The sequence below is a fragment of the Alistipes sp. AM16-43 genome (assembly GCF_003435745.1).
GTDB lineage: Bacteria > Bacteroidota > Bacteroidia > Bacteroidales > Rikenellaceae > Alistipes > Alistipes onderdonkii.
In genome coordinates this window covers 521,358-543,139 of record NZ_QTUQ01000001.1, presented here as the reverse complement: position 1 = coordinate 543,139, position 21,782 = coordinate 521,358, and the positions used below count along the sequence as shown (strand labels likewise).

At 59.5% G+C, this 21,782-nt stretch carries 15 protein-coding genes and 1 pseudogene; 5 read left to right on the top strand and 11 right to left on the bottom strand.

Going from position 1 to position 21,782, the window contains the following annotated elements:
* Positions 1 to 42 precede the first annotated feature (42 nt).
* Entirely contained in the window at positions 43 to 1,503 is a 1,461-nt protein-coding gene (locus DW189_RS02255) for a hypothetical protein (RefSeq protein ID WP_117506725.1), read from the bottom strand.
* Positions 1,504 to 1,648: 145 nt separating this feature from the next.
* Between DW189_RS02255 and DW189_RS02250 the strand changes: the two genes are divergently transcribed.
* Positions 1,649 to 2,416 carry a CDGSH iron-sulfur domain-containing protein gene (locus DW189_RS02250; protein ID WP_117506724.1) on the top strand — a complete coding sequence of 256 codons (768 nt, stop codon included), beginning with the start codon at positions 1,649 to 1,651 and terminating at the stop codon, positions 2,414 to 2,416.
* 147 nt (positions 2,417 to 2,563) lie between these two features.
* Here the strand turns inward: DW189_RS02250 and DW189_RS02245 are convergent, their stop codons facing one another.
* The 10 genes and pseudogenes from DW189_RS02245 to DW189_RS02200 form a co-directional block, all read right to left on the bottom strand.
* Positions 2,564 to 3,841 (bottom strand): M64 family metallopeptidase, encoded by a 1,278-nt coding sequence (locus tag DW189_RS02245; protein ID WP_117506723.1) that lies wholly within the window; start codon positions 3,839 to 3,841, stop codon positions 2,564 to 2,566.
* A 140-nt stretch (positions 3,842 to 3,981) separates the two neighbouring features.
* The gene (floA, locus tag DW189_RS02240; protein WP_018695856.1) at positions 3,982 to 4,953 is read right to left on the bottom strand and encodes a flotillin-like protein FloA; all 972 of its coding nucleotides are present in this window, start codon (positions 4,951 to 4,953) and stop codon (positions 3,982 to 3,984) included.
* A 56-nt stretch (positions 4,954 to 5,009) separates the two neighbouring features.
* Positions 5,010 to 6,946: pseudogene (locus DW189_RS02235) on the bottom strand (NPCBM/NEW2 domain-containing protein).
* A 60-nt stretch (positions 6,947 to 7,006) separates the two neighbouring features.
* Positions 7,007 to 7,492 carry an NfeD family protein gene (locus tag DW189_RS02230; protein ID WP_117506721.1) on the bottom strand — a complete coding sequence of 162 codons (486 nt, stop codon included), beginning with the start codon at positions 7,490 to 7,492 and terminating at the stop codon, positions 7,007 to 7,009.
* Between the two features lie 44 nt (positions 7,493 to 7,536).
* Positions 7,537 to 9,102 carry an SPOR domain-containing protein gene (locus DW189_RS02225; protein WP_117506720.1) on the bottom strand — a complete coding sequence of 522 codons (1,566 nt, stop codon included), beginning with the start codon at positions 9,100 to 9,102 and terminating at the stop codon, positions 7,537 to 7,539.
* A complete protein-coding gene (locus DW189_RS02220) occupies positions 9,090 to 10,535 on the bottom strand; it encodes a TrkH family potassium uptake protein (protein ID WP_174760557.1) in 1,446 nt (481 codons plus the stop codon). The genes DW189_RS02225 and DW189_RS02220 overlap by 13 nt, the downstream gene beginning before the upstream one ends.
* Before the next feature lie 4 nt (positions 10,536 to 10,539).
* Positions 10,540 to 11,325 carry a hypothetical protein gene (locus tag DW189_RS02215; protein WP_117506718.1) on the bottom strand — a complete coding sequence of 262 codons (786 nt, stop codon included), beginning with the start codon at positions 11,323 to 11,325 and terminating at the stop codon, positions 10,540 to 10,542.
* Between the two features lie 36 nt (positions 11,326 to 11,361).
* Positions 11,362 to 12,660 carry a tRNA (N(6)-L-threonylcarbamoyladenosine(37)-C(2))-methylthiotransferase MtaB gene (gene mtaB, locus DW189_RS02210; protein WP_117506717.1) on the bottom strand — a complete coding sequence of 433 codons (1,299 nt, stop codon included), beginning with the start codon at positions 12,658 to 12,660 and terminating at the stop codon, positions 11,362 to 11,364.
* A gap of 138 nt (positions 12,661 to 12,798) precedes the next feature.
* Positions 12,799 to 14,574 carry a S41 family peptidase gene (locus DW189_RS02205; RefSeq protein ID WP_022333067.1) on the bottom strand — a complete coding sequence of 592 codons (1,776 nt, stop codon included), beginning with the start codon at positions 14,572 to 14,574 and terminating at the stop codon, positions 12,799 to 12,801.
* Positions 14,575 to 14,596: 22 nt separating this feature from the next.
* Complete coding sequence (locus DW189_RS02200) at positions 14,597 to 16,504, bottom strand: hypothetical protein (protein ID WP_117506716.1); 1,908 nt, start codon at positions 16,502 to 16,504, stop codon at positions 14,597 to 14,599.
* A 433-nt stretch (positions 16,505 to 16,937) separates the two neighbouring features.
* Between DW189_RS02200 and DW189_RS02195 the strand changes: the two genes are divergently transcribed.
* The 4 genes from DW189_RS02195 to fmt all read left to right on the top strand — a co-directional run bounded on the left by DW189_RS02195 (position 16,938) and on the right by fmt (position 21,504).
* A complete protein-coding gene (locus DW189_RS02195) occupies positions 16,938 to 17,771 on the top strand; it encodes a metal ABC transporter permease (protein ID WP_117506715.1) in 834 nt (277 codons plus the stop codon).
* Positions 17,768 to 19,270, top strand: coding sequence for an LptF/LptG family permease (locus tag DW189_RS02190; RefSeq protein ID WP_117506714.1), 1,503 nt, complete (start codon positions 17,768 to 17,770; stop codon positions 19,268 to 19,270). The genes DW189_RS02195 and DW189_RS02190 overlap by 4 nt, the downstream gene beginning before the upstream one ends.
* On the top strand, positions 19,245 to 20,468 hold the full coding sequence (locus tag DW189_RS02185; RefSeq protein WP_117506713.1) for a bifunctional 3,4-dihydroxy-2-butanone-4-phosphate synthase/GTP cyclohydrolase II: 1,224 nt from the start codon (positions 19,245 to 19,247) through the stop codon (positions 20,466 to 20,468). The genes DW189_RS02190 and DW189_RS02185 overlap by 26 nt, the downstream gene beginning before the upstream one ends.
* 64 nt (positions 20,469 to 20,532) lie before the next feature.
* The gene (fmt, locus tag DW189_RS02180; RefSeq protein ID WP_117506712.1) at positions 20,533 to 21,504 is read left to right on the top strand and encodes a methionyl-tRNA formyltransferase; all 972 of its coding nucleotides are present in this window, start codon (positions 20,533 to 20,535) and stop codon (positions 21,502 to 21,504) included.
* Positions 21,505 to 21,782: the final 278 nt, after the last annotated feature.

Sequence of the window (21,782 nt, the reverse complement as noted above, 5' to 3'; positions counted from 1 at the left end):
CGCCGTGTTGCCCCCCCCCCCCCCTGTCGTATCGGATGGTATTTACTTGCCCTGCTGCTTCACACAACGCACCTGAAGGCCGTTGGCACGGGCATAGGGCGCCGAATCATCAATGCTGGCCGAGGTGTCGAGTTTCTCGAACCAGAAATGGAGCGCCGCAGCCTGCATGTTGTCATCAGAGACAGCAGTCGTCCAGTAAAGGCCTTCCCAGGGTTGCGCCTCCATGGCGTCGGAACGCACCTTGGGCAGCGGATTGTAGATATTCAGGATCTTGCCGTTGTCGTAGCGGCGGCGTCCGGCACCGATGAAAAACGATTCGGCGTTTCCGTCGGTCAGCGTCCAGCCGTATTTCGCCTCGTCGCCCACGGCCGGGGTTCCGACGATCGCCAGGTTGTCGAACGCGCCCGAGGGAGCCACGCGCCAGCCGTAGGGGCAGGGGTCGTTAACGCTCTTGTCGGCCACATTGTCGTCCGCCGACCACAACTGGTCGGAACGTCCGCTCCAAAGCCAGTCGTTATCCGTGTCTGCCACACCCGTAATAAAGACGAGCGGGTTCCGGATGGCATATTCCATCGTACCGGTCTCGGCGCTCGACTCGGTCATTTTCAGGTAGACGCGGCTGCCGCTTCCGCTGTACATCGGGGCACCCGAGCCCTCCGAACCCTGATAGGTATTCGGCCCGATGAACGGGTCTTTGCGTCCCCACTGGTAATATAACCCGTAGGAAGCGAGTATCTTGTCCGTCGTCGAATTGTCGTTGGCCTGGGCTCCGAGGTTGCGGTTCATCAGCGTATAGCCGTTGAAATCGACCGTACCGCCCTCCGCATCGGGGTCGTAATCAGTCGCCCAGATATGCCAGCTCCAGATAAGTTCGCCGTCAGCATCATAAGCCCCGATCACGGCGTTGCCCTGCTTGATCTTGGTGGCGTCGTCGCTGTCGGCACCGATGTAGAACGACGCCTTGCCGTCCTCGAAGTCGGCATACTGCACGAATCCCGATGCGGTCTGCCATACGACGTTCACATAAGAAGTAGCCAGCTGGGAACCGTCGCCCTTGCGCGTGGCGTCGATCAGGTAGTTCGTTTCGGGTTCCGTGACGATGTAACTGTTGGCCACCTCGGCGCTGATGTCCTTCGTCGTCACGATACCGGCGAAGAGCGTCGCCGAAACGAGCGTCCCGCCGGGGGTATAACCCGTAAAGGAGAACGAGCCGGTCTTGACGGCATCCCCGCTCTCGATGTCCTCGGCCGAAGGAGCCTTGACGGAGATCGTCGCGCCTGCCAGGTCAACGACCGCCTCGTCCCAACCGGTGGGTTTGCTCGTCGCGGACAGTGTCTTGATGTTCTGTGCCGTGAAACCGACCGTAGCCGACCCTCCGGCCTGCGCAAAGAACACCGCCGGGGAATCGAGCGTGATCTTGCCCGAATCCTTATCCTTGCTGCATGCCACGACGAAAACCGCCGCAGTCACGACCACAGCCATCAGCCTTACGAATCCTCTCATATTACTCAAATTTACCGAAATTCAGTTAAAAAAATCTTTGCAAAGATACCAAAAAGCGGGATAAATCCTACAAGGACATCCCAAATTATTCATTTGGGAATAATTATTGCCGCCTACTCCCTAACGAATTATAAATGCAAATAGTATGTCCAAATTGAAAATTGAAACGGGAAGTTCGCCCGCCGGGGAGCGTTTCAGCATCACGGTGACCGAAGAGGGCCCTTACCTGGTCTACGGAAGGCCGCCGCTGGCCGAACAGTTCATCATGCCCAACGAGTCCAACGAAAGCTGGTATTTCCAGCAGGGCAGGCTTTTTTCGACCGAGGCGGAACCCACGGCGATCTGCCGCTGCGGCGCATCGCACCGCAAGCCCTATTGCGACGGTTCGCACGAGAAGGCAGACTGGGATCCCCGCCTCACGGCACGTCCGGACGCCCTGCTCGACGGGGCCGAGGTGATCGACGGGGGCACGCTCCAGATGACGGACAACGAGAAATACTGCGTCTTCGCACGTTTCTGCCACCCGCACGGCGATGCGTGGACACTGACCGAGACATCCGACGATCCCGAAGCCCGCAAGCTGGCCATCCGCGAGGCCTCGATGTGCCCCAGCGGCCGTCTGATGGCGTGGGACAAGGAGACGATGAAACCCTTCGAGTTCCGTTTCGAACCGAGCCTGGGGCTGATCGAGGACATCACGATCGGCGCCAGCGGAGGGCTGTGGATACGGGGCGGGATACCCATGCGGCGCGAGGGCGGGCAGACCTACGAGATCCGGAACCGCGTCGTGGCATGCCGCTGCGGGCAGTCGGCCAACAAACCCTATTGCGACGGCACCCACGCCTCGATCAAGTGGAAGGACGACCTGGCAGGCGAACCCGTCGGCGAAACCCTGCCCGAAGAGGTATACTGAGAGATCGCCGCACGGCACTGCGACAGGCAGCACGGCACCGCGCAACCGGAACGACGGCAGAGCTGTGCCGGCAGGGGTAACGGGCCTGCTGCACACGGAAAGAGGGACGCACACGCGTCCCTCTTGTATTACAACACATTGCAAAGTTTACCTACACAAAAACTCGATGTAATCGCAGATGGCTTTCGTACAAACGGGACAAAACTCGTCCGTCCGGTGCAGGTTGTTCATCAGGCAGTTCCGCCACGGGCGATAGACCCCCTTCGCAGCATAACCGCCGCCCTCGAAAACCCCTACGACCCCCTCGTACTCAGGGGTGTCGGGCGTCGGAACGGGCGTCCCGGCCGGCACCATCGCTTTCCAGAACTTGTCCTCGAACCCGACGAGCGTTGTCAGGTTCGCCTCCCACGGCTCGATGTCCCGGGCATACATGTCGTCGTAGGAGGTCGTGCCGACATACTCGTCGCCCAGCCCCAGCAGCAGGTGCCCGAATTCGTGGACGTAAATCTTCCCGGTGCGCGTAGGGTGGTGTGCGGCGCTGATGCCATAGAAGTTGAAGATACCGCCACCCCCGTATTTCTGGGTGTTGGACAACACATAGATATAGTCATAAGGGACATGCGCCGCGATGTCGCGCAGGCGCTGGAAGTCGTCGACCATCTGGTAGCGCTCCGAGCCGAACGTATAGAAAGAGGCCCCGCAGGCCGTGTTGCGCCACACGCGCTCGCCGGGGATCGTCACGCCCGAATCGGCGGACGGCGCCCACACGGCGCGGATATTGAACCGCGAAGCGTATTCCCTGAAAGGCGAATAACTGAAAAATTCGCGTGCGAATTCACGGCAGGCCGCTTCGAATTTCGCCCGCTCCCCGGCGCCATACCCCTCGGGCAGCAGCACGATGTCGACACGATGTGCGGGGTTGCCGTTATATGCCACCTCGAAAGTCTCGTAGCGGGGCGTGAACTGCGCGACGAAGCAGGATGCGGGGTCGATATTCTGGCTGAACCGCTTTTCGAAGTGCCCCCCGGCATTGCGGCCGAAGATCTCGATGCGGCACGGGCGCCTGGGATAGGGGAATACGACCGACTCGGGATAGGAACGGCGCACGCTGTCGGCCTCGGCCGTGCTCTGCCACTCGTTGAAGAGCGTACAGAAGCCGCGCGAATAGATCTCCCGTTCGGAAGCGCGGTCGACGATGCGGAAAAACTGGTTCCCGTAGCCCGTCGTATCGAGGAGCGACACGTGCGAGCCCGCCCAGTAGGGTTCGGCCTTCAGGGCGTCGAAGAAATACTCTTCCGAGCGGCTGTCGCCGCTGTGGTAATAGTCGAAGCGCATCGTCTCTTCGAGGAAATAGTCCGAGAAGCGCACCTGCGCCGACATAGCCGGGCACGCACCGAGAAACAGCAATAGGAAAAATCTCTTCATGGCAATCTGCTTTTCAAACCACACCCCGGGGAACGGGCTTCCGGTTCCGGGATGTTGCAATGATACAACTCTATTCGGCATCTAATATACGAAAAAAGGGGTACGGTTTCGACCGTACCCCCGAAAAATCCCCGAACTGGTTATTTTTTCTCCGGCCGGGCGATCGTCTCGCGCATCGACGTGTCGGCCATGATGTTCTTCATCTTATAGTAGTCCATGATCCCCAGGTTACCGTTGCGGAACGCTTCGGCCATAGCCAGCGGCACCTCGGCTTCGGCCAGGATCACCTTTGCGCGGGCGTCCTGTGCCTTGGCCTTGTTCTCCTGCTCGAGTGCGACGGCCATGGCGCGGCGCTCCTCGGCCTTGGCCTGGGCGATGTTCTTGTCGGCCTGCGCCTGATCCATCTGCAACTGGGCGCCGATATTCTTGCCCACGTCGATGTCCGCGATGTCGATCGAGAGGATTTCGAACGCCGTACCGGCATCGAGGCCCTTTTCGAGCACGACGCGCGAAATGGAATCGGGGTTTTCGAGCACGATCTTGTGCGATGCGGCCGAACCGATCGACGAGACGATGCCCTCGCCGACACGCGCCAGCACGGTCTCCTCACCGGCACCGCCGACCAGCTGCTTGATATTGGCACGCACCGTGACGCGCGCCTTGGCGATCAGCTGGATGCCGTCCTTGGCCACGGCAGCCACGGGAGGCGTGTTGATGACCTTGGGGTTCACCGACATCTGCACGGCCTCGAACACGTCGCGGCCCGCCAGGTCGATGGCCGTAGCCATCTTGAAATCGAGCATGATATTGGCCTTCTGTGCCGATACCAGGGCATGCACCACGCTGGTGACATTGCCGCCCGCAAGGTAATGCGCCTCGAGTTCGTTGGGGTTGAGTTCCAGCCCGGCCTTCGTGCTCTCGATCATCGACGAAACGATCGTCGAGGGCGGCACCTTGCGCCAGCGCATCAGAATGAGTTGCAGCAGGCTGATCCTTACGCCCGACACCAATGCCGAGAACCACAGCCCCACCGGGATGAAATAGAAGATGAGCCAGATCGCAAAAAGGCTCACGAATACGATCAATACGATCAATCCTGCTTGAAAATCCATAATCGAATGCTATTAAGTTAGAAAATTATCCTTGAATTACACCTTTCGGCCCGAGCTCACTCCACGGGCGTTATCCTGACCAGCGAAACCCGTGGTAGGGCACCAGCGCCCGGAGCGTGCCCGTGCACGTACCCAGGTCTTGCTGCCGCCACAAGTCCCGGACTTCGGCCTTCCCGCCGATCCCGAGTTCCCGCAGGTCGAATTCGAATTCATAGTTCTGCTCCTGGATGGCTTCCGCCTCGTCCTGATCCCACAGCACGAAATAGGGATCCAACTGGAAAAATCCCAGCGCATACGAACCGTCGCAGAGTTTTTTGTACCACACCTGCCCGTTGGGAACGACCCGTTTGACGGCGGGGGCGACCAGCGGATCCTGGTTCACGGCGATCACTTCGGAATTGGTCAGCAGCCCGAGCGTGAAGTCGTCTATCGCCCGCATGTCGCAACCGATCAGCAGCGGGGCGGAGAGGATGGCCCACAGCGAAATATGGGCATATTGTTCGTCGGGGGTCAGCTCGGATTCGTGGACATCGGCACCCCAGCCGTGTCCCAGCCGGCCGACCACCAGCATATCGGGGTCGTTGTACCTGCCCGGGGCCGTGGCCTGCGCGCAAACGTCCTGGAAACAGCCGATCGCCGTCACCACGTTCCATTCATCGGTGATGTCGCGGGTCGTACGCCACAGGTTGCCGCCGGCTTCGGCGCCCCAGTTCCACACGTTGGGAGCCCCGTAGCCCACGCAGTAGACGATATCCCGGTCGATCTGATCCAGCGCCTTGCGCATGACCACGTAGGGTTCTTGGATCGTCTTTTCCTCGGAGTCCCTTTCGATTTGCAGGTAGCCGCAATAGTCGTGTTTGAGGTAATCCACGCCCCATTCGGCCCAAGTCCGGGCGTCGGTGAGTTCATGCCGGTAGCTCCCCGGATAATTTCCGCAGGTCGTGGGCCCGGGCGAGGAGTAGATGCCGAATTTGAGTCCCAGGGAGTGGACGTAGTCGCTGAGGCCTTTGAAATCCGGGAATTTTTCGTTCGGGAGGAGCCTGCCGTCGGCCGAACGCGTATCCGCCGGCCATCCGTCGTCGATATTGACATACGTCCATCCGTAGGCCAGGAGTTTTTCGTGCATGGCGCGGGCGGCATCGCGCACCTTCGCGTCGTCGACCGAGAACCCCCAGCAATTCCAGCTGTTCCAGCCCATGGGCGGAGTCAGGGCGATTTGCGGCCCTATTTTCAGCAACACCTCCCGTTCGGCTTTCCCGAGGGCATTCTCCGCTGTCAGCAGCACCCTGAAATCCCCTTCGGCGGGCACACGGCCCGTAATCAGGCCCGTACGGGGATCGAGCTCCAGCCCTTCGGGAAGCCCCTGCGCCCCGTAAGCCATCGGGCGTTTGCCGCTGGCCATGACAGGCATCAGGAAGGGATTGCCCGGGCGGGCGCCGTATACGAGCGGATTGTTGATCTGCGGCGTTTCGGGGCTCGCGGGGGTCAGGATATATTTACCCTTGGAGATCGGCCTGGCCCAGACGGGCAGGGGCTCCACCTCCCCGCGCGTGGTGATCTTCACCTCCAGCCAGTCGGCATGGTCGTACATGATCCCGTCGCCGGCCTCCTCGACCAGCAGCAGGACTTTGTCCAGGCCGGACAAGTCGACGTCGAACGCACGGGCAGCATCGCCTTTGCGCATCACACCGCTGTCCCACAGCACCTTCCGGTCACCGAGGATTTTAAACCGGTGTTTCCCGGCGAACAGGTTTTTATCGTCCGCGCCCACCGCCCCGACGATGGAGACGGCATCGCCGCCGAGCCCGAACAGCATACGGCTGATCGAATGGGTTCCCACGCCGCGGCCGTAAACGACGCCGCCCACCGTGAGGGGAGTATCCAGCACCGAGCGGTCGGCCTGCGGCAAGCCCCAGTCCTGAATGCAGCACGAGAGATCCAGCTCGTCCAGCCAGACCTCCTTCGTTCCCTGCGCCCGGGAATCGCAAGCCATCCCCACGACGGCCAGCAATGCAAAGAATCTGAGGTATCTCATCGTCGTCCGATTATCGGGCTATGCCTGCCGCCGTTCCTTCACGGTCTTTACGATGACGCTGAAATTATCGAAGCCCACGACTTCGACCTCCCGGCGCGGGTCGACATAGGCCGTCAGCGACTTGGCCTCGTAGACCTTGCCGCCGACCTCGACCGTACCCATCGGGGAAAGGCGCGAAAGGGTCATGCCGCGGTCGCCCACCTGCAATTCCTGGTCGGGGGTCGCGGGCATACTCGACGAGTCGACCTTCTGTTTGAGCGAAAAGCGCTGCCAGGTCTTGGCGCGCAGGGAGATAATCGTGGCGACGAGCGAAAGCAGGAGGATAGCCAGGATGACTACGACCCCGGCTACGGTGCCGTAATCGCGGAAAGCGAGGTAGATGGAACTGCCGTAGCAAACCAGCGCCAGGATGGCGCCGATCGACACGCCGGGCAGCAGCACCAATTCCGCCACCAGGAAAAGCAGTCCCAATACGATCAGGAGTATGATATAGAACATCGTCATAAGGAGTTGTTGAACATTGCACTAAAGATAGGCAATAAATTCAATTATTCCGCAATTTCGGCGACTTTTATTTCCAAAGACGGGTCTGCCTGTATTATTGCGGCGGCCACGCGGTCGGCCACGGCCTTGTCGTCGAACATCCCCACCACGAACAACTGCTGTCCCACGCGCGAGAGTTCGCACCCCTCGGCCGCCTCGGTGATAACGGTCTTGACAACGTCGGGCAGTGCCTCCGTACCGGTGATTTCGACCCGGTAGGCAATCTGCTGCGCCTCGGGGTCACGCGAAAGGTTGCGGTAGGCGCCGTCCGTCCACACCACGATTTCGGGGCGGACGAAGCCTTTGGATTTCAACAGTTTTTGCGCGGCCTCGGCCTCCTCCCGGGTTGCGAAGCCCCCGGCATAGTAACACCATTTCTTATCCTCGCCGACCAGATAGGAGAGCGGATACGCCCCCCGGAACGTGGAGACGGCGCGCTTGGTATTGAACGTGCCCAGCAGGATGCGGTAGATCGTCCCGTGCTCGTAGACCCTGCACTCGGGGATCGGGTGCTGGTAGCTGTATTTCGGCGTCGCGGAGAACGCAATGCTGTCGTAGTCGAGGAAATAACGCTGTGCCACGTCGATGCGGGGCAGGCGGAAGTCGATGGCCTCCAGCTGCGCAGCCACGCCGCGCAGCGAGTCGCGGGCGGAAGTGAGCCCCAACAGGCCGGCCACGGCCGTCTCGTAGCCCACGAGGACTTTCTTGCGCAGGAAATAATCGGCCACGGCATCCGAAGCGACCTCGCCGCGCAGTGCGGAAAGTTCCCGGGCAGCCTCGGAAAGCCGCTCCTCCTCACGCGCCAGGATGGCATCCTGCCCCAGCTTGTCCATCAGATAGCCATAGGCATACCCTTTGTTGTCGGCGATATAATTCCATGCCTCGGCGAGCGAATCGGCCAGCACGCGGTTGAAGCCCTGCAACGTATTGTAGCGGTCGTAAATCTCGCCCGCATCCGCCTCGGTCTGCGCCGCGGCATAGGCCTCGGCCAGTTCGCGGATCGTCCCGTAGTTGGCAAAATAGCGGTTCACATAGTCCACGGCGTCCAGCTCCAGCCCCTGCGCCCTGCGCAGGGCCGCATAATCGGCCTCGGGCAACTGCTCGCGGAAATAGGGGTTGAAAACCAGGTTGCGCACCTTGAGCGAGTCGGGGATCGCCCCTGCGGGACTTTCCGCGGCAGGCTCCGCCGGCTGCTGCGCCGCCCCGTTCAGGTTGGCGAGCACCCACTCCTGCTCGATGGTGTTGATCTTGTCGATCAGGCGCCCCTTGGCATTGCGCACTTCGAATATCCGGCTTTCGAGCTGCAGGATCTCCTGCGAATAGCGCTGCCTGTTCGCGGGGTCTTCGCGCAACTGTTGCCGGGCGCGTTCCACGGCATTGACGATCGAGTCCTCGCGGATCTGCAACTGCGCATCCTGTTCCAGAAGCGACATGTACTCCCGGTTGCCCTCGAGCCCCGCGATACGGGGTTCCACGCGAACCTGCTGCGCACAGAGGTCTCCCGCCGCCAGCAGCGCCGCACATAACACTATATAAACCTTACGAAATACCATCTCGGTTACCTCCACCATTTAATGAAAAAGAGTTGTATGAATCCGAAAATTTCCAGACGCCCCAACAGCATCAGCAGCGAATTGGAGAGCTTGAACACCCCGGGAAGCGCCGAAAAATTGTCCATCGAGCCGACCTCGCCGAAGCCCGGGCCGACGTTGCCGATCGACGCCACGGCCCCCGAGAAACTCGTCATCAGGTCGACGCCGAACATCGTCCCGAAGACCGTGCCGGCAAGTATCAGCATCAGGTACGCCACGATGAATATCATGACCGAATGAAGCGCCTCCGTTTCCTGGATAACGCCGTCGAGGCGGATGCGGATGATCGCATTGGGATGTTGCTGCTGCCGCAGCCGCGTGCGCATCATCTTCATGGCCAGCACCAGCCGGTTGGTCTTGATACCGCCCGCCGTAGATCCGGCGCAGGCACACACGATCGAGCCGAAAATCAGCAGGATGACCGCGAACGAAGTCCACTGGTTGGAATCGGCCGTCGCAAACCCGGTCGTCGTCACCACCGACACGAACTGGAAAAGTCCGTGGCGGAAAGCCGACGTGAAGGCGGGGTAGATATCCGCGGCATAGAGGCTGACGGCGATCAGCAGCCCGCCCGCGAACAGCATGCCGAGGTACCAGCGCGTCACTTCCGAACGGAAAATATTGCTGCGCTTGCCCGTCACCGTGGCATAGATCAGTCCGAAATGAATACCCGCCGTGGCCATCGCGAAGATCAGGATCGTGTCGATCATCGGGCTGTTGAAATAGGCGACGCTGGCGTTCTTGGTCGAAAACCCGCTCGTGGCACAGGCCGACATGGCATGGCAAAGCGAATCGAACCAGTTCATGCCCGCCATCTTGAGCAGAAGGGTCGAAACCACCGTAAGCCCGACATAGACCACCAGCAGTATCTGCACGATGATCTGCGTGCGGTAACGGTAATTGTCCTTGGCGAGCGTCGAGAGCTCTACATTCGACAGCGTCAGCTTATTGCGGCCCAGCGAGGGCAGGATCAGCAGCGCGAACATCACCACGCCCATACCTCCGACCCAGGTCGTCGAGAAACGCCAGAACTGCAACCCGCGGGGCAGCGCCTCGACATCGTTCAGGATCGTCGACCCGGTGGTCGTAAAGCCCGAGACGCTTTCGAACCAGGCGTTTACCAAGCTGAACTCCCCGCCCCAGATCAGGTAGGGGAATGTCCCGACCACACAGGCCACCAGCCACGAGCCGACCACCACGCAGAAGCCCTCCTTGTTGGTGATCTGCTCCGTGCGTTCCACGAAAATCAGCGGGAAAGCCCCCAGCAGGGCCGTGAGCAACGACGACAGGAGCAGCGGGTAGAACGCCGAGTCCATGCCGCTGACGTAGGAGATACCCGCCGACAGGAGCATGAACAGCGCGATGAATATCATCACTACCCCGACATATCGCAATACCACGTCTACTCGCATCGCATCAGGCTTTCGGTTGCTTGGAAATGGTGATCAGCGTCTCGATCTTCTCTTTGAGCTCCAGCATTTCGTCCTTGCAGTCGGCCTTGACGACGAACGGCACGCGGAACGAAAGGTAATCGCCCAGCCCCTTGTTCATGCGCAGGATGGGATTGACACAGTAGACGGACATGAAATAATAGAGCATCAGCACGATGGCGATCATCACCGCCAGCGAGATCAGCACGGGCGTCACGGCCCGGTAGGCGTTCTTCTTCATCTGCTCGGCACGCGGCGCCAGCGAACTCTGCGTCGAAGTCATATAGTTCTTGATGGCCGACGTGAGGCGCCCGTAGAGCGCCACGTACTCGTCGTTATACCATTTGACCCCCACGGAATCGGGTAAAACGAGCCCCGGCACCTCCGGCGCAGCGGTTCCGAAGGCCAGGTAGTTGTCGGTCAACAGGCGCAGCTCGGTCGTCGCGAAGGCGAGCGAGTCGAGGAACGACTTTTCGAGCGCCTCGTCCTGTGCCACGAGCAGCGTATTCTCCAGCCGTTCGAGGCTCCGGCGGCAAAGGCTGTCGCACGAGCGGTCGCCGAATACCGAAAGGCGGATCAGCGCCACGTTCTGTTCGTGCGCGGCGTCGAGCATCTCCTTGGCCAGCTCGATATTACGCATGTTGGCCTTGAGGATCTCGCCCGTGTCACGGCTCAGATGGCTCAGCTCCACGAACGAGACCATGCCCGAAAAAAACAACAGGCATACGATGCTCAGGAAGCCCACCGTCACCCTTTTGCGCAAACCCGTCATACTCCTTATGAATTTTGTAGTGGCAAATATAATGATTTAATCCCGAATTTCACCCATCAGGTCGTGAGATTCGTCCATAGCCCCCAGCCTGACGCGGCAAACGGTGTTGACGCGGGCCTTGTCGTAGGGAGCCTTCACCCGGCGGTAGTTGCCCGTAAAGCCGAACATCATGCCCCCGCGCCGCGTGCTTTCGAACAACACGGAATCCTCGCTCCCCACGGCACGGGCGCAGAATGCCCCGTGCAGCTTCGCGCACAGCGCCTCCAGCTCGGCCGCGCGGCGCGTCGCCACCGAAGCCTGCACCTTGCCGGGCATCTCCACGGCCGGCGTGCCGGGACGTTCCGAGAAGGGGAAAATATGCAGAAAGGCCGGTTCCAGCCGGGCAAGGAAGTCGTAGGTCGTGCGGAAATCCTCCTCCGTCTCACCGGGGAACCCGACGATCACGTCGATGCCGATGAAGGCGTCGGGCATCAGCGCGCGTACGGCGGCGATCCGGTCGGCGAAGCGCGCCGTGGTATAACGGCGGCGCATCAGCCCCAGGATCTTGTCCGAACCGCTCTGCAGGGGGATGTGGAAATGATGCTGGAATTTCGGCGAAGCGGCGCAGAAGGCGATGATCTCGTCCGTCAAAAGGTTCGGTTCGATGGAGGAGATGCGGTAACGCTCGATCCCGTCCACGCCGTCCAGCGCCCGCAGCAGGTCGATGAACTTCTCGCCCGTCGTCCGGCCGAAATCCCCCGTGTTGACACCCGTCAGGACGATCTCCTTCTGTCCGGCCGCCGCGATCCGGCGCGCCTCGGCAACCAGGTCGGCGACCGGCATGTTCCGGCTGCCGCCGCGGGCGTAGTGGATCGTACAGTATGCGCACTTGTAATCGCAGCCGTCCTGCACCTTGAGGAAGGCCCGCGTACGGTCGCCGCTCGAAAAGGCCGCGAAGAACGATGTGAGCGAATCGGCATCGCAACTGTAAACCTGCGCACGGCCTTTGCCCGGAAGTTCGAGCACACGTTTATATAAATCGCCCTTATCGTTGTTACCCAAGACAATATCCACACCTTCGATTGCCGCGATCTCCTGCGGTTTGAGCTGCGCGTAACACCCCGTGACGGCGATGATGGCACCGGGGTTGCGGCGGTGCAGCTTGCGGATCAGGTTACGGCATTTCTTGTCGGCATGTTCGGTCACCGAACAACTGTTGACGATGCATATATCGGCTTCGGCATCGGGTGCCACGCGGACGAAACCGCCCTCTTCGAACTCCCGGGCAAGGGTGGAGCTCTCCGAAAAATTGAGTTTGCAACCCAGGGTATGGAAATTGACTCGGCGTTGTTGCATAAAATATGTGTTTTGCTGGGCGAAATTACGAAAACCGTACGAAAAGGGGCGTCTTTTCAACAAAAAAATTACAGACCGAGATAAATAGAGCAAAGGCGCCCTGTACGGACGCCTCTGCAGCATAAGAAAAACGGAACACTACTCGTCCGTCCGGGGACGCATGACGGCACCGCCCATCGGTCGTATGGGACGGATATCCCACAAGTCGCCGAAAGGCTTCATCGGACTGCCCCCGCCGCGTGTCAACGACGAAGCCTGGAGTTCCGGCTTCTTGCCGCTCTTGATCCACACCAGCGCAATATAGCCGAGCTGATCTTCCATTGTACCGAACTCCCCCGGGTAGATCGCCGAATCGTCAATCTCGACATCGGGGACAAAACCCGTCGAATAATCCCGGAACCCTTTGGCGTTCTCAACGTAAAAGGTAACAGGGTAGAGCAGGAACTCATGATTGTAGAATGACCGCATCACTCCTTCCATACCTACGTTCTTGCCGTTGGTGGTCTGCCCGATGAGGTTGACCTCGATGTCCAGACCACGCAGGCCATTGATCACCATTTCACTGGCCGAAGCGGTCGTCTGGCTCACCAGCACATATATCTTCTTCAACCCCACAGCATGCTGAAGCGCCGTTTCGAGCGGTTCGTATATGCGCTCAACTGTTTCCTTGACGCCGATCTTGTAGTCACCGCCTTCACCGGCTTCCGTGCGGTCTTCATTGAACGTGGTATGTGCATAAACCTGTCCCTTGTAGTCGTTGCCCGCAACCAGCGTACCGAGCACGGCGCTCGAAAGCACATCGCCGCCGTTGTTGTAGCGCAAATCAAGAATCAGGTCGGTGACGTTCTGCTGGCGGAAACGTTCGAATGCCGCCATCAACTCATCGTCATAGTCGATATTAAAGCCCATATAGAGCAGGTATCCCACTTTTTTCTCGGTGCCATCGATGCCGACCACCTTGTCCATGTAGATGGCCGGATCGGTAAAGGAAGCGGCCCCGAGCTGGATGTTGCCTTTCGAGCTGAGCACAGGAGTGCTTCCGTTATCTTCCCAGGTCACCTGGCTAACCGCAATCTCGACAGACCCGTCGTATACATACTGGCCCAGCGTCTTGTAGTTGGCATCGGTCACCTCCACGCCGTTGACCGACGTGATGAAATCGCCGCGCACGAGTCCCGCGTCGTCAGCCGGCGTCCCAGGAACGACCGCCATAACCGCAAACCCGATATAGTCGGTACCGAGGCGGGTGGCTTGCAACAGATAAATACCCGACCCGGACTGCGTTTGTCCCGGAGCTCGCGACACGGGAGCATCGCTTTGCAAATTAGAGTAATAGTACATGCGTTTCTGCCCCTGCCAGAAGCCGTCGTCGTGGTTCACGTCATCCTGGGCAGCTACGCCGTCGAGGATCGAGGTGAAAAAGCGGTCGTAGCTAAGGCTGTAATCGAGGAAGAGGTTTTCGATCGGACGATTCCACAAGTAGAAGTTCTTCATATAGTCCGCTACCCATTCGTTCACGGAGCGGTATTTACCATCCCCCTGCTCGGTTGTACCTTCGGCCTGCTTCACCACGAAAGAGGCCGATGCGGCGTATCCTTTCACATGGACGGTGATCGTGGCCGTACGCGCCTCGGCAAGGTTGTTCTTGGCGACCTTCAACCTCAGCAGCGATTCGCCTGCCACACCCGAGGGAGTCTTCACCTCGCACCAGTCAGCCGAGCTCACAGCCGTCCACCGGCCTTCGGCGGTAAATTCGAAATCGAGCGTCTCGCCTTCGATCACGGCCTGGTTCTCAGCCTTCCATGCGGGAGAGGCAATCCCCGCACCTTCATTCAAATCATCGTCGTCGCTACACGACACACCGACCGTCAAGGCCAGCAGTGCCGCCAGCATCCATCCAAACAAATTCTTCATGTCTAAAGTATTTTATTAAGGATTAACGCATCATTCGTTCTGCCGCAATACGACGGCTGTCGGCCACAGGAGCGGCATCGAGGTTCACGGTCACCCGTTCGGGCAGGCTAACCTGCCGCACGTTCTTCACGGCTGCCGGCTCGGCGCCCTGGTCGGCATCGCGCGTCAGGACGATCTCGTCCGATGCCGCAAAAGCCATATCGCCATACCATTGGCTGGTACCCGACATCACACCGGGATAATAGATAAAGGTGCCGAATTCGGACTCATCGACCACTTTCTTAACCGTCAGTGTCAAATCGTCCGCCACTTCGATAGGGAAACTTATCGCCGTGTCCGTGTAGCGATCGCTGGTAGGGCGCTTGGCATAACCGCGGAAATAGAGTTCCTTACCGTTGAACTTCGCCATCGTGTAATCCAGCATCCCGTCGCTCGGGGCGCTCGTCGAAATCGTGTTGTCACTGTTGAATTCGATGAACCACTTCGGGCCGTAACCGGCATCGGCTTCCTCTTCGTTCGCAACCCAGCCGTTCGCAAGCAACTTCTCAGGATCCGCATACTCAACACCGCACGGAGCAAAACCCAATACGACCAGGCGGTTCATATCGTGGTAAGCCTTTTCGGTCGCCTCGTTCACACCCGTGGCAATAGTAACGGAGAAGGTCACCGTTTTGCCTTCGAGATCCTTGGTCGTCGCGGTGTATTTGCCGGGGAGTTTCGCACGCACGCCATTCCCATCGAACTGCGGCAACGAAACTGTCGCGAAATCCTTCACTACGGAAACGCCCACGCTTTCCTCATTCGTCGCATAAACACCGAACTCGTACTCGGTATTCGGCGTGAGCACGTCGCTCTCGATGACAAACCCCTCTCCACTCATAGCAGCAGCAACCTGCTCCGGGGTTAACGAAGTGCCGTTGGCAGCGATGACATCGCCGGCCGTAAGCGCCTCGTTACCGGGACGGCTGAGAACGTCTTCGATGGATCCCCTCGGGAAAACTCCGGCCACCATCGAGACCGTATAGGTCGTCTTGATCTTGAAGGCCGCTTTGTTCCACGGCGTTTCGACGGTTACGGGCTCGGCAGTCAGCTCGGGCAGGGGCCCGGTAGGTTCGCCCGTCGTAAAGTCGTAGAGCAGGAACTTCTCGCGCATGTCCTTATCGAACCCTACGATCCCGACCTGGTACTCGGTATTGGGCTTAAGGCCCTTTGCATTGACAGTGATAGCCCCCGAACTTTCGTTCGAAACATCGTCCCAATGGCCGATAATCATACGGCGAACGGAAGCCTCGCCCTCAAAAGCGGTATAATCGAACTCCGCCTTCGTGTTCACATGATAACGGAAGCGCTCGATTCCTTCCTCGGGCTTAATGGTTATATCGGCTGTCATCGAGGCGATATTGCTCACAGAGACATCGATACCATATGGGGCGGTACCGGCTTTTTTGGTCTTGAAGACGAGCGTCTTCGCTGCGCCTTTGGCCACTTGCCCTTCGCCGTCGATTTCACCGGCTATGATGATAAACTCCATATCGGAGTAAATATCCTGACGATAGCCGCTCGTGTCGAAAAAAGTGGTCTCGAAAACGTAAGTTTCGTCCTCGGTCGCTTCCGTACCGAAAGCACTTGCATAAGAATCCGGGGTAGCACCGACAAGGTTTGCAATGAAATCGTAGTCGGACTTGGAAAGGCAGACGTGCTTGTACTTGGCCACGCCTTCGGGCTTCATGATATGATAGGCGAAAGAAGTAGTCTTGACACTTTCGAGCGTAATCATGTCGGTGTAGGCGACATGCGTGTCAATCGACTCGGATACGAGTTCGCTGTAAAGGAAAGGGTTGAGGTTGCGTGCGGCGGCATAGAGCTTGTACTCGGTGTCACCAGAAAGGTCTTCGATTTTGACCTCGGCCTTTTTGGCACCTTCGAACATGGCTACGGTACCGTTTTCGAAGAGAGCCTCTGCATCGGCAATCGTTTCCGATGCCGGCAATACGGCGTAAGCATAGTCGGCTGCGCCGTTCGTAGTAATTGTAAATGATGCGGTTGTACGGGTTACATCACCCACCTCAACATTAATCGTGGGGGGGGGATTTTGCCGCCATTGCCACCATCGTCATCACTGCACCCCTGCAAACCAAACGTCGTCAGGAATGCGAATCCGGTCATGCCGAGAAATAAAGATGTACGCATAAATGTAATAAATGTAAGAAATTTGAAAATAAATGGGGTTAATCGTGCGGATACCGAAAAAACAAGCAGGCATCCAACCGCAAATATAAAAAAAATCGAATGCTTTTCTATATCCAAGAACTAAATTATCCAAGTAAAAAACGTAAATTTGCGCGCAAATAAAGAGAACGAGGATGGAATTTTTCAGCGATCTGATCCAATACGGCTACCTGTCGAATGCGCTGGCGGCATGTGTCCTCTCGGGCATAACGTGCGGCGTCGTAGGCACCTACGTCGTATGCCGGAGGATGGTTTTCCTCGCGGGCGGCATCACGCACGCCTCGTTCGGCGGGCTGGGCATAGCTTTCTACGCGGGAGCCAACCCCATAGCCGGGGCGATGGTCTTCGCCGTGCTTTCGGCGCTGGGCATCGAGTGGGCCGGGAGCCGGGGGCGCATCCGCGAGGATTCGGCCATCGGCATCATCTGGTCGGTGGGCATGGCCGTCGGGGCGCTCTTCATGAGCCTCAGGCCGGGTTACACTTCGGGCGACCTTTCGGCCTACCTGTTCGGCAGCATCGTCACCGTGACGCACGGCGACGTCGTGGCGCTCGCCATCCTGACCGCGGCCATCATGGCCGGAGCCCTGCTGTGGCTGCGCCCCGTGATGTACATGGCTTTCGACCGCGACTTCGCCCGCAGCCGCGGCATCCCGACACGCGTGATCTCCTACGCCATGGCGGCGCTGGTCGCCGTCACGATCGTCCTCTCGATCCGCATCATGGGCATCGTGCTGCTCATCTCGCTGCTCACCATGCCCGTCGCCATCGTCAACGCCCTCTCCAAATCCTACCGCACCATCGCGCTCTGCGCCCCGCTGGTCGCCGTGGCCGGCAATGTGGCCGGACTGGTCGCAAGCTACAATTTCGAAGTTCCGCCCGGGGCGGCCATAATATTTACCCTCACCCTTACGCTTATTATAGTAAAACTATTACCTTTGCGTCAGAAAAAAGCCGGAGCCGCCGCATGAAAACCATCCACAAACTCGTACTGAAAGCCTACCTGGGGCCGATGGTGCTCACGTTCTTCATCGTGATGTTCGTCCTGATGATGAACATCGTGTGGCGCTACATCGACGAGCTGGTCGGAAAGGGGTTGAGCGCCGGCATCATCATCGAGCTGATGACCTATTTCATGGCCAACATGATCCCGCTGGGGCTGCCGCTGGCCATGCTGCTGGCCGCGATCATGACCATGGGCAACCTGGGCGAGAACTACGAGCTGCTGGCGATGAAATCGGCCGGCATGTCGCTCGTCCGCATCACCAAGCCGCTCATCATCCTGGTGAGCGTGATCGCCGTGGGCAGTTTCTTCATCGGCAACAACCTCGTGCCGTATGCCAACAAGAAGGTGTACAGCATCATCTACGATATCCGCCAGCAGAAACAGAGCCTCGAATTCCAGGACGGCCTGTTCTTCAACGGCATCGACAACATGTCGATCCGCGTGAGCCGGCAGGAACCCGAAACGCACCTGCTGCGCGACGTGCTGATCTACGACAACCGCATCGCCGACGGCAACATGAACACCATCGTGGCCGACTCGGGCTACATCCGCCTGTCGGACGACAAGCGGTTCCTGCTCGTGACGCTTTTCAACGGCGAGATGTACGAGCAGACCCGCAACAGCCAGTGGTTCACCCAGAGCAGGCTGCGCCACCACATCTTCGACAAGCAGGATCAGACGATCCCCATGGAAGGCTTCGCCATGCAGCGCAGCGACGCCAACCAATTTTCGAACAGCCAGACCAAGAACATCAACGAGCTGCAGCAGGATATCGACTCGCTGGAAATCCTGGTGAACAACGCCACGACCCGTTCGTACGAACCGCTGCTCAAGGAACAGATATTCTCACGCGACAACTCCGTGCTGCCGCAGCCCGACAGCCTGCGCAAAGACAAGAGCAACTTCGGCACTCTCGTGGCGATGGACTCCCTCTCGGCACTCAAACTCCGCGACAAGGAACGGATCTGGGACCAGGCGCGGACGCTGGCCAAAAGCTCGCGCAACATGTTCTCGTTCGACGAGTCGGCCGCCAAGGAGGCCCTCAACCAGCTGTACCGCAGCAAGGTCGAGTGGCACAAGAAAATATCGCTCCCCGTGTCGATCATGATCTTCTTCCTGATCGGGGCGCCGCTGGGCGCCATCATCCGCAAGGGCGGCCTGGGACTTCCGGTCGTGGTGTCGATCATCTTCTTCGTGATCTACTACATCATCAGCCTCTCGGGCGAAAAACTGGCCAAGGAAGGTAGCTGGGAAGCCGTGTACGGCATCTGGCTCTCGACGTTCATCCTTACGCCGATCGCCGTATACCTGACCTACAAGGCCACCAACGACTCGGCCCTGCTCGACACGGACTGGTACGCCGGAAGGCTCAAGGCATTGAACGAGCGCATGCAACCTGCGATCAATAAATTGAAAAACGCGATAAAACTCAAACGAAATGGCAAAAAGCACGATTCTGAATAGTGTAGAAGAGGTTATTGAAGATTTCCGCAACGGCAGGATAGTGATCGTCGTCGATGACGAAGACCGCGAAAACGAAGGCGACTTCATCGTCGCGGCGGAGAAAATCACGCCCGAAATCGTGAACTTCATGCTCAAGGAGGGACGCGGCGTGCTCTGCGCCCCGCTGTCGGAGGAGCGGTGTGCCGAACTGGGACTCAACATGATGGAAGAGAACAACACTTCGCTGCTGGGCACGCCCTTCACCGTGACGGTAGACCTGCTCGGCAACGGCTGCACCACGGGCGTCTCGATCCACGACCGCGCCGCCACCATACGCGCTCTGGCCGACCCCGCGACCCGGGCTACCGACCTCGGCCGCCCGGGGCACATCAACCCGCTGCGTGCCCGCCAGAAAGGCGTGCTGCGCCGTCCGGGGCACACCGAGGCCGCGATAGACCTCGCCCGGCTGGCCGGCCTGCAGCCCGCAGGCGCACTGATCGAGATCATGAACGAGGACGGCACGATGGCGCGCCTGCCGCAACTGACGGAGATCGCCCGTAAATTCGGCCTCAAGATCATTTCGATCGCATCGCTCATCGAATACCGGCTGCGCGAAGAATCCATCGTCGAGAAGGGCGAGACCGTCGACCTGCCGACCGCATGGGGCGACTTCCGCATCACGCCGTTCCGGCAGAAGAGCAACGGGCTGGAACACGTGGCGCTCACCAAAGGCGAGTGGACGGAAGACGAACCGGTGCTGACACGCGTGCATTCGTCATGCGCCACGGGCGACATCTTCGGCTCGTGCCGCTGCGACTGCGGCGACCAGCTGCACGAGGCGATGCGCATGATCGAACAGGAGGGCAAGGGTGCCATCATCTACCTCCAGCAGGAGGGACGCGGCATCGGCCTTTGCAATAAAATCAAAGCTTACAAGCTCCAGGACGAAGGGCTCGACACGGTCGACGCCAACGTCCGGCTGGGCTTCGGCGTCGACGAACGCGACTACGGCGTCGGGGCGAGCATCATCCGCGAAATGGGCATCAAGCACATGCGGCTGATGACCAACAACCCGCTCAAGCGCGCGGGGCTGGAGGGCTACGGGCTGAAGATCGACCAGATCGTGCCTATCGTCATCGCCCCCAATGAGCACAACCTGCGCTACCTGAAGACCAAGGAGCAGCGTATGCACCACACGCTGGGGCTGGACAAGCAATAAACCCGTGCGATGAAACAGGCCGCGCCCGGAGACGGGATGCAGGCCGGAAAAACGTCAGACAACGATGAACCCGAAAGAACTGCGTATCGTATTCATGGGCACGCCCGAATTCGCCGTGCCGTCGCTCCGGGCGCTGGTCGCCGGGGGCTATAACGTCGTGGGCGTGGTCACCACGCCCGACAAACCCGCCGGCCGCGGGCAGAAACTCCACCGGAGCGACGTGAAACTGGCCGCACTCGAACTGGGGCTGCCGGTATTGCAGCCCGAGAAACTCAGGGCCCCGGAATTCGTCGCGGCGATGCAGGCACTGCGGCCCGACCTGGGGATCGTCATCGCATTCCGGATGCTGCCCGAGGTAATCTGGGCCATGCCGCGCCTGGGGACATTCAACCTCCACGCCTCGCTGCTGCCGCAATACCGCGGTGCAGCGCCCATCAACTGGGCGGTCATCAACGGGGAGACGGAAACGGGCGTCACGACCTTCCTGCTGAACCACGAGATCGACAAAGGCGCCATCATCGGACAGGTTCGTGTGCCGATCCTGCCCGAAGACAACGTGGGTTCGCTCTACGACAAACTGATGCACAGGGGCACGTCGCTGGTGACCGAAACCGTCGACAGGATCGCCGCAGGCGATATCAGCCCCATCGAACAGCAGCACGTCGACGAATCGGCGCTGCACCCGGCGCCCAAAATCTTCAAGGAGGACTGCCTGATCGACTGGTCGTGGGACGGGCGCAGGATCGTGAATTTCGTACGCGGCTTGTCGCCCTATCCGGCAGCCTGGACGGAACTATACAGGGAAGGCTCACAGATGCCGCAAGCGGCCAAGATATATTCGGCCGCTTTCGAACCCGCCGCCCACGGCGAAAAACCCGGCAGCATCGAAAGCGACGGCCGCACGCTGCTCCACGTAGCCTGCGCCGACGGCTGGATCACCCTCGGGGAGATTCAGATAGCCGGGAAGAAACGCCTCGCCGTACGCGAACTGCTGCTCGGCCTGCGCGACATAGGGCGGTACAGGTTCCGGGAATAAAAGCGCGGGGCAGGGACGCCCGCCAGCCTGCAATGCCCCGGCCGCAGACACCCCGCCCCGACAAAGACATTATGAATATCCCCGGCTCGATTCACGAGCCGGGGATATTCATTCCGGGACAACGGCCGCCATGCGCCCGAACAATCCCGGGACAACAACTGCCGGAGTCTGACCGTATGCCGGGGAGTTTCATTCCGGGACAACGATGTCATGCGCCCGAACCATCCCGGGACAACAACTGCCGGAAGCCACTGCACGAACCGGGGGATTCGCAGCCG

What these genes read in the sequence shown, in the direction of transcription:
- DW189_RS02255 (WP_117506725.1), bottom strand. Translation starts at nt 1,503, where the DNA reads ATGAGAGGATTCGTAAGGCTGATGGCTGTGGTCGTGACTGCGGCGGTT.
- DW189_RS02250 (WP_117506724.1), top strand. Translation starts at nt 1,649, where the DNA reads ATGTCCAAATTGAAAATTGAAACGGGAAGTTCGCCCGCCGGGGAGCGT.
- DW189_RS02245 (WP_117506723.1), bottom strand. Translation starts at nt 3,841, where the DNA reads ATGAAGAGATTTTTCCTATTGCTGTTTCTCGGTGCGTGCCCGGCTATG.
- floA (WP_018695856.1), bottom strand. Translation starts at nt 4,953, where the DNA reads ATGGATTTTCAAGCAGGATTGATCGTATTGATCGTATTCGTGAGCCTT.
- DW189_RS02230 (WP_117506721.1), bottom strand. Translation starts at nt 7,492, where the DNA reads ATGACGATGTTCTATATCATACTCCTGATCGTATTGGGACTGCTTTTC.
- DW189_RS02225 (WP_117506720.1), bottom strand. Translation starts at nt 9,102, where the DNA reads ATGGTGGAGGTAACCGAGATGGTATTTCGTAAGGTTTATATAGTGTTA.
- DW189_RS02220 (WP_174760557.1), bottom strand. Translation starts at nt 10,535, where the DNA reads ATGCGAGTAGACGTGGTATTGCGATATGTCGGGGTAGTGATGATATTC.
- DW189_RS02215 (WP_117506718.1), bottom strand. Translation starts at nt 11,325, where the DNA reads ATGACGGGTTTGCGCAAAAGGGTGACGGTGGGCTTCCTGAGCATCGTA.
- mtaB (WP_117506717.1), bottom strand. Translation starts at nt 12,660, where the DNA reads ATGCAACAACGCCGAGTCAATTTCCATACCCTGGGTTGCAAACTCAAT.
- DW189_RS02205 (WP_022333067.1), bottom strand. Translation starts at nt 14,574, where the DNA reads ATGAAGAATTTGTTTGGATGGATGCTGGCGGCACTGCTGGCCTTGACG.
- DW189_RS02200 (WP_117506716.1), bottom strand. Translation starts at nt 16,504, where the DNA reads ATGTTCGAAGGTGCCAAAAAGGCCGAGGTCAAAATCGAAGACCTTTCT.
- DW189_RS02195 (WP_117506715.1), top strand. Translation starts at nt 16,938, where the DNA reads ATGGAATTTTTCAGCGATCTGATCCAATACGGCTACCTGTCGAATGCG.
- DW189_RS02190 (WP_117506714.1), top strand. Translation starts at nt 17,768, where the DNA reads ATGAAAACCATCCACAAACTCGTACTGAAAGCCTACCTGGGGCCGATG.
- DW189_RS02185 (WP_117506713.1), top strand. Translation starts at nt 19,245, where the DNA reads ATGGCAAAAAGCACGATTCTGAATAGTGTAGAAGAGGTTATTGAAGAT.
- fmt (WP_117506712.1), top strand. Translation starts at nt 20,533, where the DNA reads ATGAACCCGAAAGAACTGCGTATCGTATTCATGGGCACGCCCGAATTC.